Annotated in this window: 7 protein-coding genes; 4 read left to right on the top strand and 3 right to left on the bottom strand. The window is 64.0% G+C overall.

Annotation, left to right across the window (positions count from 1 at the left end):
- Nucleotide 1: 1 nt before the first annotated feature.
- Together ilvE and glnE are read right to left on the bottom strand one after the other, a co-directional pair.
- Complete coding sequence (gene ilvE, locus GJV18_RS04795) at nucleotides 2-925, bottom strand: branched-chain-amino-acid transaminase (RefSeq protein ID WP_160343567.1); 924 nt, start codon at nucleotides 923-925, stop codon at nucleotides 2-4.
- A 64-nt stretch (nucleotides 926-989) separates the two neighbouring features.
- Nucleotides 990-3935 carry a bifunctional [glutamate--ammonia ligase]-adenylyl-L-tyrosine phosphorylase/[glutamate--ammonia-ligase] adenylyltransferase gene (gene glnE, locus GJV18_RS04790; RefSeq protein WP_160343566.1) on the bottom strand — a complete coding sequence of 982 codons (2946 nt, stop codon included), beginning with the start codon at nucleotides 3933-3935 and terminating at the stop codon, nucleotides 990-992.
- 268 nt (nucleotides 3936-4203) lie between these two features.
- Between glnE and aceE the strand changes: the two genes are divergently transcribed.
- Both aceE and aceF read left to right on the top strand, forming a co-directional pair.
- Complete coding sequence (gene aceE, locus GJV18_RS04785) at nucleotides 4204-6849, top strand: pyruvate dehydrogenase (acetyl-transferring), homodimeric type (protein WP_160343565.1); 2646 nt, start codon at nucleotides 4204-4206, stop codon at nucleotides 6847-6849.
- An 11-nt stretch (nucleotides 6850-6860) separates the two neighbouring features.
- The gene (aceF, locus tag GJV18_RS04780) at nucleotides 6861-8525 is read left to right on the top strand and encodes a dihydrolipoyllysine-residue acetyltransferase (protein ID WP_160343564.1); all 1665 of its coding nucleotides are present in this window, start codon (nucleotides 6861-6863) and stop codon (nucleotides 8523-8525) included.
- Between the two features lie 466 nt (nucleotides 8526-8991).
- Here the strand turns inward: aceF and GJV18_RS04775 are convergent, their stop codons facing one another.
- A complete protein-coding gene (locus GJV18_RS04775) occupies nucleotides 8992-9519 on the bottom strand; it encodes a hypothetical protein (protein WP_160343563.1) in 528 nt (175 codons plus the stop codon).
- Nucleotides 9520-9597: 78 nt separating this feature from the next.
- Here GJV18_RS04775 and GJV18_RS04770 point away from each other — a divergent pair, with 78 nt between their 5' ends.
- Nucleotides 9598-12252, top strand: coding sequence for a putative bifunctional diguanylate cyclase/phosphodiesterase (locus tag GJV18_RS04770; RefSeq protein ID WP_160343562.1), 2655 nt, complete (start codon nucleotides 9598-9600; stop codon nucleotides 12250-12252).
- 117 nt (nucleotides 12253-12369) lie between these two features.
- Nucleotides 12370-13017, top strand: coding sequence for a peptide-methionine (S)-S-oxide reductase MsrA (msrA, locus tag GJV18_RS04765; RefSeq protein WP_160343561.1), 648 nt, complete (start codon nucleotides 12370-12372; stop codon nucleotides 13015-13017).
- The last annotated feature ends 10 nt before the right edge of the window (nucleotides 13018-13027 follow it).

Genomic DNA, 13027 nt, shown 5'->3' with positions numbered 1-13027 from the left:
GTTACTTGACCAGAGTACGCCATTCGGCATGGGCATCGGTCTTGCCGGTGACCAGATCAAAGTAGGCGGTTTGCAGCTTCTCGGTGATCGGCCCGCGGCGCCCGGCGCCGATCTGGCGGCCGTCCACTTCACGGATCGGTGTCACTTCGGCGGCGGTGCCGGTGAAGAAGGCCTCGTCGGCGATATACACCTCGTCACGGGTGATGCGCTTCTCCACCACCTGGATGCCGTGCTCGGCCGCCAGGGTCAGAATGGTGTTGCGCGTGATGCCGTTGAGGCAGGAAGTGACTTCCGGGGTGTAGATCACGCCGTTCTTGACCAGGAAGATGTTCTCCCCCGAGCCCTCGGCCACATAGCCTTCGGGATCGAGCAGCATGGCCTCGTCGGCGCCGCCGGAGATGGCTTCCTGCAGGGCCAGCATGGAGTTGATGTAGTTGCCGTTGGCCTTGGCTCGGGTCATGGAAATGTTCACATGGTGGCGGGTGTAGGAGCTGGTGCGCACCTTGATACCCACCTGCAGGGCCTCGTCACCCATATAGGCGCCCCAGCTCCAGGCCGCGACGATCACCTGCACCTTCAAGCCGTTGGCACGCAAGCCCATGGCTTCCGATCCGTAGAACACCATGGGGCGGATATAGGCGCTTTCCAGGTTGTTCTCGCGCACGGCGGCGCGGGTGGCTTCATTGATTTCTTCTTTGGAGAAGGGAATCTTCATGCCCATGATATGGGCCGAATCGAACAGGCGGTCGGTGTGCGCCTGCAGGCGGAAGATCGCCGTGCCTTGCGGAGTGTTGTAGGCGCGCACGCCCTCGAACACGCCCATGCCGTAATGCAGGGTGTGGGTCAGCACATGGGTGGTGGCGTTGCGCCACGGCACCAGTTCGCCGTCATACCAGATCACGCCATCACGATCGGCCATCGACATAGTTGCCTGCTCCTCAAGTTCGATTGGTACGCATCGACCGCCCAGACAGTCGACCCTTAAATCTTCAGCTCAGCCCCAGTTCCCGCCAGATGCGCATCACCGTGCGCCGCTCATCGACAAACTGATCACCACTCACCACCCCAGGCTGCTTCTGCAGTGCCTGGCGGTGCGCCGCCGAGCGGTAGGCCTTGTAGATATCCTGCAACAGCCGGGCATCTTCACCCGGCAACAGCCCAACTCGCTCCAACCCTTCAAGAATGCGGATGTTATCGGTGAACTCCAGCAATTCCGGGTGTTGTTGCGACCAGGCCAGGGCCGCGTATTGCACCATAAATTCAATATCGACGATACCACCGGCATCCTGCTTGAGATCGAAGGTGGCCGTCGCCTCGAAGGCATTGGCGGCAGTGCCGGCGGCGGTGGCCTTGCTGCCGAGGTTGTCGCGCATCTTGGCGCGCATCTCGCTGACTTCGCTGCGCAGCGTGTCCAGATTGCGAGCGCGACCCAGCACCTGGGCGCGCACCGCCTCAAACGCCTGGCCCACCCGCGGACAGCCCACCAGCACCCGCGCCCGTACCAGAGCCTGATGCTCCCAGGTCCAGGCCTCGCTCTCCTGGTAGCGCGCAAAGGCCGCCAGGGAGCTGACCAGCAGCCCAGCCGCGCCGGAGGGGCGCAGGCGCATATCCACCTCATACAGCTGACCCGAGTTGGTCTGGGTGGTGAGCAGATGAATGATGCGCTGGCCCAGGCGATTGAAGAACTGCGCGCCATCGATGGGCTTGGCGCCGGCAGTTTCGGCCTGGGGGTCACCATCGTGAATAAACACCAGATCCAGATCCGAGCCATGACCCAGTTCGATACCGCCGACCTTGCCGTAACCGACAATGACGAAGTCCGGATCACAGGGACTGCCATCGGCCCGCCGTGGCGCCCCATGGCGGGCCACGGTGTGACGCCAGGCCAGGGCCAGCACCTGATCGAGGATGGCCTCGGCCAGCCAGGTCAGGTAGTCGGATACCTTCATCAGCGGCAAGGTGCCGGCGATTTCCGACGCCGCCACCCGCAGACGATGGGCCAGCTTGAAGTGGCGCAGGGCCTCCATCTGCTGTTCCAGATCCTCTTCGGGAATGCGCATCAGCCGCTCACGCAACTCGGCAGCCAGCTCGGGCGCCTGGGGCGGCTTGAACAGGCGGCCCTCGTTGAGCAGTTCATCAAGCAATAAAGGGAAGCGGGTGATCTGCTCGGCAATCCAGGGGCTGGCCGCGCACAGGGTCAACAGTCGCTGCAGGGCGCCGGGATTTTCCGTGAGCAGCACCAGATAGGCCGAGCGCCGCGCCACCGCTTCCACCAGCGGCAGAACCCGTTCCAGCACCAGATCCGGATTATCGTGCTCCACCGCCTGGGCCAGCAGGCGCGGTACAAAGGCATCCAGGCGTTCGCGGCCGAGACGCTGCATGGCGCGCACCTGGCTACCACTGCGCAGTGCCGTGATCCGCCGCCAGGCGGTCTGGCCATCGGCAAAACCCGCGTCGTCGAGCTGGCGACAGGCCGCCTCCTCATCCTGGGCCTCCGCCCATAGCGGCAGCCATTCACCGCCGACACATTCATCCGCGGCCACTTCGGCCTCTTCATCGGGGTCGGCGATTACCTGGTGGAAATGCCAGTCAACCCGACCGCGCCAGTGCATCAGCCGCTCGTGGAAGGCATGCCAGCTGTCGAAGCCCATGATAAAGGCGACCCGCGCCCGATCCTGATCGGTGTCCGGCAGCATCTGCGTCTGCCGGTCGTCGATACCCTGCAGGGCATGCTCGGCATAACGCAGAAAGGCATAACCGTCGCGCAGTTCGTCGGTCACCGCCGCCGGCAGGTAGCCCTGGTCGCGCAAGGTGTCGAGCACGGCAAACAGCGAACGCTGCTGCAGGCTGAGGTCGCGCCCACCGTGGATCAGCTGGAAGGCCTGGGCGATAAATTCCACCTCACGAATACCACCGGCGCCCAGCTTGATGTTGTCGCTCATGCCCTTGCGCCGCACTTCCTGCTGAATCAGCTGTTTCATGGCGCGCAGCGCCTCGATCGCGGAAAAATCCAGGTAGCGCCGGTAAACGAAGGGCCGCAGCATCTCCAGCAACTCGGCGCCGGCCTTCTGATCACCGCCGACCACCCGTGCCTTGATCATGGCGTAGCGCTCCCAGTCGCGGCCCTGATCCTGGTAGTACTGCTCCAGCGCATTGAAGCTGAACACCAGGGCACCGGAAGAGCCATAGGGGCGCAGGCGCATGTCAGTACGGAACACAAAGCCATCGACGGTAATAGCATCCAGAGCCTTGATCAGGCGCTGCCCCAGGCGAATAAAGAATTCCTGGTTATCCAGCGAACGCTTGACGCCCTCGGTCTCGCCACCTTCCGGGTAGCCGAAGATCAGGTCGATATCCGAGGACAGGTTCAGCTCATGGGCGCCCAGCTTGCCCATACCGAGAATCACCAGATGCTGCGGCGTACCGCTACGCCGGCCGATGGGCGTGCCGAACTGCTCGCAGAGCCGTGGATAAAGCCACTGATAAGCCAGGTCGATGCAGATATCGGCCAGCTCGGAAAGGTCGCGACAGGTTTCGATCAGATCCGCCTGGCGGCTGATATCACGCCAGATGATGCGCAGCTGCTGGCGATTGCGAAAACGCCGCAGGCGGCGGCTCAGTTCATCTTCATCAACACATTCGGCCAGCCAGTCGCGCAGTTGCTGGCGCATTTCCCCCGAACCGAGACTGCGTTCCAGCTCACCGCTGGCCGCCAGATCGAGCAGCATCTGCGGATCACGCAGACCCTGCTGGACGACAAAATCGCTGGCCGCACCCACCCGGCGCAGGTCCTCGCGGCGGGCCAGGGGCCAGGCGTTGAACTGGGCCAGGGCCGCCTCCGAGAGCGCGGCACAGGCCTGTTGCAGGGACTCCTCGGCGCGCAGGGCCAGGGGTTGCAGGGCGTCGGGCAAACAGGCCAGCGCGGGCAGGCTCATGGTCTATCCTTTTTGGCGAACGGCCCAGCGCATGCAGGCCAGGCAAATCGCCCGGTCCAGAGCACTTTCGCGCAAGGGCCGCGAAAATAATTGTAGTTTTACTACCAAAGATTGTATCCAGAAGGCTGAAATCAGCGTCGGAATGTAGTAAAACTACACGGAGCCGGCCCTACCCCCGGTCAATCCAAGAATTCACGCGGCCCACTCACGAAGTCGGCCACGAAACCTGGCCTCCGATTCTGGAAGCCTTTCCGCCCTGGAGCAAGCCATGCAAGACCTCGATCCCGTCGAAACCCAGGAATGGCTGGACGCCCTTGAGTCCGTCCTCGAACACGAGGGTGAAGACCGTGCGCATTACCTGATGACCCGCATGGGCGAGCTGGCCACCCGCAGCGGTGCGCAGTTGCCCTACGCCATCACCACCCCGTACCGCAACACCATCCCGGTTGGCCATGAAGCGCGCATGCCGGGCGACCTGTTCATGGAGCGGCGCATCCGTTCGCTGGTGCGCTGGAACGCCCTGGCCATGGTGATGCGCACCAACCTGCAGGACCCGGATCTGGGCGGCCACATTTCCAGCTTCGCCTCCAGCGCGACCCTGTACGACATCGGCTTCAACTACTTCTTCCAGGCCCCCACCGAGGAGCACGGCGGCGACCTGATCTTCTTCCAAGGCCATGCCTCGCCGGGCGTTTATGCCCGCGCCTTTATGGAAGGTCGCATCAGCGAAGAGCAGATGCAGAACTTCCGCCAGGAAGTGGACGGCAACGGCCTGTCCTCCTACCCGCACCCCTGGCTGATGCCGGACTTCTGGCAGTTCCCTACCGTATCCATGGGCCTGGGACCGATTCAGGCGATCTACCAGGCGCGCTTTATGAAGTACCTGGAGAGCCGTGGCTTTATCCCCGCCGGCAAGCAGAAGGTCTGGTGCTTTATGGGCGACGGCGAGTGCGACGAGCCGGAATCCCTCGGTGCCATCGCCCTGGCCGGCCGCGAGAAGCTGGACAACCTGATCTTCGTCATCAACTGCAACCTGCAGCGCCTGGACGGCCCGGTGCGCGGCAACGGCAAGATCATCCAGGAGCTGGAAGGCGTGTTCCGCGGCGCCGAGTGGAACGTCAACAAGGTGGTCTGGGGCCGCTTCTGGGACCCGCTGCTGGCCAAGGACAAGGACGGCATCCTGCAACGCCGCATGGACGAGGTGATCGACGGCGAATACCAGAACTACAAGGCCAAAGACGGCGCCTATGTGCGCGAGCACTTCTTCAACACCCCGGAGCTCAAGGAGATGGTCAAGGACCTCTCCGACGACGAGATCTGGAAGCTCAACCGCGGCGGCCACGACCCCTACAAGATGTATGCGGCCTACCACCAGGCGGTCAACCACAAGGGCCAGCCCACCGTGGTCCTGGCCAAGACCATCAAGGGCTATGGCACCGGGGCCGGTGAGGCGCAGAACACCGCGCACAACACCAAGAAGGTCGATACCGACAGCCTGAAGAAATTCCGCGACCGCTTCGACATCCCGGTCAAGGACGAAGACCTGGAGAAGCTGCCCTTCGTCAAACCGGAGCCGGGCAGCGCCGAATACCGCTACCTGCACGAACGCCGCGCAGCCCTCGGCGGTTTCGTGCCGCAGCGCCGCGTAGGCAGCTTCAGCGTGCCGACCCCGCCCCTGGAAACCCTCAAGGCGATCCTCGACGGCAGCGGCGAGCGCGAAATTTCCACCACCATGGCCTTCGTGCGCATCCTCGCCCAGCTGGTCAAGGACAAGGAACTGGGCAGCCGCATCGTGCCCATCGTGCCGGACGAGGCGCGCACTTTCGGCATGGAAGGCATGTTCCGCCAGCTCGGCATCTACTCCTCGGTGGGCCAGCTGTACGAGCCGGTCGACAAGGACCAGGTGATGTTCTACCGCGAGGACAAGAAGGGCCAGATCCTCGAAGAAGGCATCAACGAGGCCGGCGCCATGTCCAGCTGGATCGCCGCCGCCACCGCCTACAGCACCCATAACCAGCCGATGCTGCCGTTCTACATCTTCTATTCGATGTTCGGCTTCCAGCGCATTGGCGACCTGGCCTGGGCCGCCGGTGACAGCCGCGCCCGTGGTTTCCTGATCGGCGGTACCGCCGGACGCACCACCCTCAACGGCGAAGGCCTGCAGCACGAGGACGGCCACAGCCACATCATGGCTGCCACCATCCCCAACTGCCGCACCTATGACCCCACCTACGGCTACGAGCTGGCGGTGATCATCCGTGAAGGCACGCGGCAGATGATCGAAGAGCAGCAGAACATCTTCTACTACATCACCGTGATGAACGAGTCCTACCAGCAGCCGGCACTGCCCGAAGGCGTCGAGGACGGCATCATCAAGGGCATGTACCTGCTCGAAGAAGACAAGCGCGAGGCAGCCCACCATGTGCAGCTGCTGGGCAGCGGCACCATCCTGCGCGAAGTGCGCGAGGCGGCGAAGATCCTCCGCGAGGAGTTCAATATCGGCGCCGACGTATGGAGCGTCACCAGCTTCAACGAGCTGCGTCGCGACGGCCTGGCCGTGGAGCGGCACAACCGCCTGCACCCGGAGCAGAAGCCCAAGCAGAGCTATGTCGAGCAGTGCCTCAGCGGCCGCCAGGGCCCGGTGGTGGCCAGCACCGACTACATGAAGCTGTTCGCCGACCAGATCCGCCAGTGGGTACCGAGCAAGGAATACAAGGTGCTGGGCACCGACGGCTTCGGCCGCAGTGACAGCCGCAAGAAACTGCGTCACTTCTTCGAAGTGGATCGCTACTGGGTCGCCCTGGCCGCCCTGGAAGCCCTTGCCGACCGCGGTGATATCGAAGCGAAAGTGGTGGCCGAGGCCATCGCCAAGTTCGGTATCAACCCGGAAAAACTCAACCCCCTGGACTGCTAAGGAGCGAAACGATGAGTGAATTGATTCGCGTACCCGACATCGGCAGCGGTGAGGGTGAAGTGATTGAACTGTTCGTCAAGGTCGGCGACCGCATCGAAGCCGACCAGAGCCTGCTGACCCTGGAGTCGGACAAGGCCAGCATGGAAATCCCCGCGCCCAAGGCCGGGGTGATCAAGGCGCTGAAAGTGAAGCTGGGCGACAAGCTCAAGGAAGGCGACGAACTGCTGGAGCTGGAAGTCGAAGGTGCCGCCGAGGCCGCGCCCGCGCCGGCCGCTGCGGAGCCCGCCCCGGCACCTGCAGCCGCCGCACCGGCAGCCCCTGCTCAGGCGCAGGCTCCCGCCGCGGCACCTGCCACCAGCAGCGTGCAGGATGTGTTTGTGCCGGATATCGGCACCGACGCCAAGGTCAAGGTCATCGAAGTGCTGGTCCAGGCCGGCGACAGCATTGAGGCCGACCAGTCGCTGATCACCCTGGAGTCGGACAAGGCCAGCATGGAGATCCCCGCGCCGGCTGCCGGCATCGTGGAAGAAGTGCTGGTCAAGCTGGATGCCGAGATTGGCACCGGCGACCTGATCCTCAAGCTCAAGGTGGCCGGTAGTGCGCCTGCCGCTGCGCCGGTAGCCCCCGCCGCTCCGGCCAGCCAGGAAGTGCACCGTGTGCCGGCTGGCGCCGCCCCGGAAGTGGCCGCCGAAGTGCGCGCCATCGCCGCCCTCTCGGCCGCCGCGGCCGAAGCGGCCAATGCGCCCAAGCGTGATCGCGCCAAGGTGCATGCCGGCCCTGCCGTGCGCATGACCGCCCGCGATTTCGGCGTGGACCTGGCCGACATCACCGGCACCGGACCCAGGGGCCGCATCCTCAAGGAGGACGTGCAGGCTTACGTCAAGGCCATGATGCACAAGGCCAAGGCCGCCCCAGAGGCGGGTGCCGCCACTGGCGGCGCCGGCATCCCGCCGATTCCGAGTGTGGACTTCAGCAAGTTCGGCGAAGTGGAAGAAGTGGCCATGACCCGCCTGATGCAGGTCGGCGCCGCCAACCTGCATCGCAGCTGGCTCAACGTGCCGCACGTGACCCAGTTCGAGTCGGCCGATATCACCGAGCTGGAAGCCTTCCGTGTGGCACAGAAGGCCGTGGCCGAAAAGGCCGGGGTCAAACTCACCGTGCTGCCGCTGCTGCTCAAGGCCTGTGCCCATTTGCTCAAGGAACTGCCGGACTTCAACAGCTCCCTGGCCCCCAGCGGCAAGACAATCATCCGCAAGAAGTACGTGCACATCGGCTTCGCCGTGGACACCCCGGATGGCCTGCTGGTACCGGTGATCAAGAACGTCGATCAGAAGAGCCTGCTGCAACTGGCCGGCGAAGCCGCCGCCCTGGCGGAGAAGGCACGCAGCAAGAAGCTCTCGGCCGACGATATGCAGGGCGCCTGCTTCACCATCTCCAGCCTCGGCCATATTGGCGGCACCGGCTTTACGCCGATCGTCAACGCGCCGGAAGTGGCCATCCTAGGCGTGAGCAAGGCCACCATCCAGCCGGTCTGGGACGGCAAGGCCTTCCAGCCCAAGCTGATGCTGCCGCTGTCGCTGTCCTACGACCACCGGGTGATCAACGGCGCCGCCGCGGCCCGCTTCACCCAGCGCCTGTCGCAGCTGCTGGGGGATATCCGCACGATGCTGCTGTAACGCGCACAACCTGTTTCGAGCACGCCACGCTCGTACCCTCAACCCCGCCATTGGCGGGGTTTTTTTGCTCCATCGGAAACTTAGGGCATGGCTGGTAGACGCCGGACTGGCAAATGTGTGTGTGGCCGATGGTTGGGCACTATCCATTAACGCACCGCCTGATCTGGTGGGTTTCGCCCCTTACGGGCGACTCACTTGATTCGCTGCGCTCACCCTTCGGGCCAGCCTGCGGCTGTTACTCCGCTTCGCTTCGTAGCTTTTGCTTGTGCAAAGAAAGTAAGCAAAGAAACACACCCCGCCATCCGGCCCCGGCTGCGCCGCGGCATGAGTAGTGCCACACACAAACTTGCCAGTCCGGCGCCCAAAACAGTCTCCCGCGAACATGTGAGAACCCTGTTTTGCATGCAAGCCCAGCGCACGATCTCAACAAACTTGCAGCACACCCGCCCTACAACTATTCGGCGCCTTAGCCGCGCTGCAGATTACGGATCAGAAAGCTCAGGGCCTTGGCCAGCTCGGCGGCGCCCTGGTGATCGCGCACGATGCTGAGCAACGGGCTACCGTCCTGAGGGTTGCGCAGCACGCAGCGGATGCCGGTCTGCGGGCAGTCATAACGGATATAGGGATCGGCGCCATAAACATTCAGGCGCTGGTTGCTGACGCGGATTTCGCCGTTCTGGCTGCGCACTTCCTCGCGTAGCAACAGCTCACCCGGGGCGGCCACCTGCAGCTGGTACACACGATCCTCACGCTGCTGCTGACCCACCTGATAGGCGGCACGCAAGGCATAGCTGTCCAGCAGGCTGTTGCTGTGCGCCAGCAGCGCCTGACGCTCGCTGTCGGTCAGGTACAGGGCCTTGAGTTCGGCCAGGTAATTGGCCTGTTCGCTGCCACTCAGGCTGGCAGTGGACTCCTCGGCTTGCGTCACAGGTGCAGCAAAACCGAGGCCGAGCAATGCGGCAATTATTAGTTTTCTTGTCAGTGGCAATTGCATGATGCACCCTTGGCCGTCGCTGTAGATGAAGTGGGCCGAGCCCAAGCCTCGGCCAGCATACTGGAACCCCGCCACCGAATGAAAAGCCATCCCGATGCCGCACGTCGTCTCGCGGCCGAGGTTGTGACGCAGTTGCCAGTGCCTGCGCGCCTGGGCATGTTGCGTTTCGAGCGGTTGAATGAAGCCAGCTGGCCCCTGCTGTTTCTCGATGCCGCCTGCCAGCAGCAACTGGGCCTCGCCGCCCACGAACTCTGCGACCTGCTGGAAGCCCCCTTCGCCAGCCTGATGGAGCCACTGGCACGCCAGGCACTGCATGAGGACATCCAGCAACAACTGCTGCAGCACCAGCACTATGTGGTGCAGTACCGCCTGCATACACCCAACGGCCCCCTGACCCTGATGGAACTGGGCGAGGCCTTCAAGCAACGCGAACGGCAACTGCTGGCCGGTTACCTGCTGGTGGTGGACAGCCACCCCGACCAGGCCCCCAATCACCTGCGCATGGCCGAGGAGCTGTACCAGCGCAGCCGCGAAGAACTGCGCCAGCAGCAACAGCGAGCCCGCGCCCAGCAGGAGCTGATCGTTCGCCTGGCGCGCCATCATTACGGTCACGATCCCCTGCGCGAAGCCGCCGAGCTGATCAGCAAAAGCGCCAGCGAGCTGTATCAGGTGGCCCGGGTCGGCATCTGGCACTTCAAGGATTCGCGCCTGGAACCCGTCGCCGTCTATATGCAGGCCAGCGGGCGCCATGAGCCCAGTGCAAGCATCGACCTCGCGGCATACCCCAATTATCTGCAAGCCCTGCACAGCGGCCGAGCCCTGGATGCCCACGACGCGCTGCATGACAAGCGCACCCGTGAACTGGGGGCTGACTACCTGCAACCCATGGGGATCAATGCCCTGCTCGATGCCAGCATCCGTGTCGACGGCCAGGTCATCGGCGTGCTGTGCCTGGAACACAGCGGCTCGGCGCGGATCTGGCAGGCCGACGAAATCGCCTTTGCCGGCGAGCTGGCCGACCATTACGCCCAGGTCCTGAGCAACCAGCAGATCCGCCGCGCCACCCGCGCCCTGCACCTGTTCCAGCGCGCCGTCGAGCAGAGCGCCAGCGCCTTTATCCTGCTCGACCGCGACGGCCTGGTGGAGTACGTCAACCCCAGTTTTACCGCCATCACCCTGTACAGTGCCGAGGAAGTCCAGGGGCGCCGGGTATCCGACATCCCGGCCCTGGAAAACCTCAGCGACATCCTGTTCGACGCCCGCACCGGCCTGGCCGAGCAGAACAGCTGGCAGGGCGAGTTCAAGAATCGGCGCAAGAACCTGGAGCCCTACTGGGGCCACCTGTCGTTGTCCAAGGTGCACGACGATGCCGGCCAGCTGACCCACTATATCGGCATCTACGAAGACATCACCGCCAGCAAGCAGGCCCAGCAGCATATCGAGCGCCTGGCCTTTCGCGACAACCTCACGGGCCTGGGCAATCGCTACGCCTTTATCCGCGCCCTGGAACAGCACTTCGCCGCACCGGACGGGCGACCGGTCAGCCTGCTGCTGGTGGACATCGACAATTTCAAGCGGATCAACGACAGCCTCGGCCATCAGACCGGCGACAAACTGCTCAGCGCCCTGGCCCGGCGCCTGCGCAACAGCCTGCAGGAGCGGCCGCTGCTGGCCCGCTTCGCCAGCAACGAGTTCGCCATCCTGCTCGACGGCAAGGGGGCCGATGAAGCCCAGCGGATCGCCCAGCAGGTGCTGCAGACCCTGGACAAGCCGCTGTTCGTCGACAATCAGCTGATCAACGTGACCGGTTCCATCGGCCTGGCCTGCGCGCCCGAGCACGGCCAGGACCCGCAAACCCTGATGAAGCACACGGGCCTGGCCCTGCACAAGGCCAAGGCCAACGGCAAGAACCAGTACCAGCTGTTCACCGCGGCGCTGAACGCCGAGGCCGAGTACAAGCTGTTTGTCGAGAGCAACCTGCGTCGGGCGCTAAGCCAGGATGAGCTGGAAGTCTTCTACCAGCCCAAACTGTGCCTCAAGAGCGGCCAACTGCTGGGCCTGGAGGCCTTGCTGCGCTGGCGCCACCCGGGAAAAGGCATGATCAGCCCGGACAGTTTTATTGGCGTGGCCGAGGAAACCGGCCTGATCATCCCCATTGGCAAATGGGTGCTGCGCCAGGCCTGCCGCATGACCCAGCAACTCAAGACCCAGGGCTTGGGCGCCTTGCAGATGGCCATCAACCTGTCGCCCAAGCAGTTCTCCGACCCGGATCTGGTGGGCGCGATCGCCGCCATCCTGGCCGAGGAGCGCTGCGACCCGGCCCTGCTGGAGCTGGAACTGACCGAGAGCCTGCTGCTGGAAGCCAGCGGCGATACCCGCCAGCAGCTGGCACGCCTGAAAGGCCTGGGCCTGAGCCTGGCCATGGATGACTTCGGCACCGGCTATTCCTCGCTCAGCTATCTGAAGAAGTTTCCCATCGACGTGATCAAGATCGACCGCAGCTTTATCCAGGACATCCCCCAGGATCAGGACGATATGGAAATCACCGCCGCGGTGATCGCCATGGCTCACAAGCTCAAACTCAAGGTGGTGGCCGAGGGCATCGAGAGCACGGCCCAGCTCGCGTTCCTGCGCCGTCAGCACTGCGACATCGGCCAGGGTTATCTATTCGACCGCCCCATCGCCGGCAGCGAGCTGGTGACGCGCCTTAAACGCTACCTGAGGCGCAGCTAGCTGCTGCTCCAGCGCTGCTCGGATATGCCCTGCAGGCGCCCGCTTGCTGGCGAGGCTTTTAAACTGCGAAGATCGCCAGCAAGCTGGCTCCCATAGCTCACTCGAACCGGAGGCCCCATGGTGCTGCGTTCTCAGATTCTCGCCCATAAACTGGAACTGCCGACGCCCGAGCAGGCCCTGCCCGGGCGCGCCGAAGCCATGGCGGTACCCGCTGCCCATTTCGTCAACGGCAATCCGTTGCAAGGCCCATTCCCCGAAGGGTTTGAACAGGCGGTATTCGCCCTGGGCTGTTTCTGGGGCGCCGAGCGGCGCTTCTGGCAACAACCAGGCGTCTGGACCACGGCCGTCGGCTATGCCGGCGGCCATACGCCCAACCCGACCTATGAAGAGACCTGCTCGGGTCTGACCGGCCATACCGAGGTGGTGCTGGTGGTCTTCGACCCGCAGCAGACCAGCTTTGAAGCCCTGCTCAAGGTGTTCTGGGAGGCCCATAACCCGACCCAGGGCATGCGCCAGGGCAATGACACCGGCACCCAGTACCGCTCGGCCATTTACTGCGATGGTGAGCAACAGCTGAGCGCGGCCCTGGCCAGCCAGGCGCGCTTCCAGGCCGAACTGGACAAGGCCGGCCTGGGCACCATCACCACGGAAATCCGCCCGGCGCCGCCCTTCTACTATGCTGAGGCCTATCACCAGCAATACCTGGCCAAGAACCCCGGCGGCTATTGCGGCCTGGGTGGCACCGGTGTCTGCCTGCCAGCCTGACACCCCATAA

Origin of the sequence: Pseudomonas xionganensis, from assembly GCF_009763245.1 — a bacterium.
GTDB classification, from domain to species: domain Bacteria; phylum Pseudomonadota; class Gammaproteobacteria; order Pseudomonadales; family Pseudomonadaceae; genus Aquipseudomonas; species Aquipseudomonas xionganensis.
The sequence above is the reverse complement of the archived record's forward strand: the minus strand, read 5'-3'. Positions and strand labels throughout refer to the sequence as shown.